This window comes from Staphylococcus sp. HMSC062H10 (assembly GCF_001836945.1).
GTDB classification, from domain to species: Bacteria; Bacillota; Bacilli; order Staphylococcales; family Staphylococcaceae; genus Staphylococcus; species Staphylococcus aureus.
The window spans coordinates 1-307 of the sequence record NZ_KV830958.1; the positions used below are offsets into that span (position 1 = coordinate 1).

The following is a 307-nucleotide window of genomic DNA, read 5'->3' on the forward strand; positions in this document are numbered from 1 at the left end:
GGCTCAACGTCAATAAAGCAATTGGAATAAAGCAATATTTTTAGTTAGTGTTAATAAAAAGGAGTGTTTTTATGACTGGTTTAAAAGTTTTTTTGATAATCTGTATATCTGCTTTTGTTGGAAATTTTATATTAATGATTTTTGAGAGTATGCCTATCAATATTTGGGTTGCTAGGTTTATCGGAGGTGTAGCAGCTGCTATTTCAGGTATGTTGCTTACTTATTATTTTCAAAAAAATAGGATTGAGGAATAGGTTTTTGGAAACGAGTTGAAAACGAGTTTCTTCTTGTCTTGATACTATATAGA

The 307-nt window shown here is 30.0% G+C and carries 1 protein-coding gene; it reads left to right on the plus strand.

The genetic code is table 11. From position 1 onward, the window contains the following. Positions 1-71: 71 nt before the first annotated feature. Positions 72-254: a hypothetical protein gene (locus tag HMPREF2658_RS01570; protein WP_000147241.1), complete on the plus strand. Its 183-nt coding sequence runs from the start codon at positions 72-74 to the stop codon at positions 252-254. The last annotated feature ends 53 nt before the right edge of the window (positions 255-307 follow it).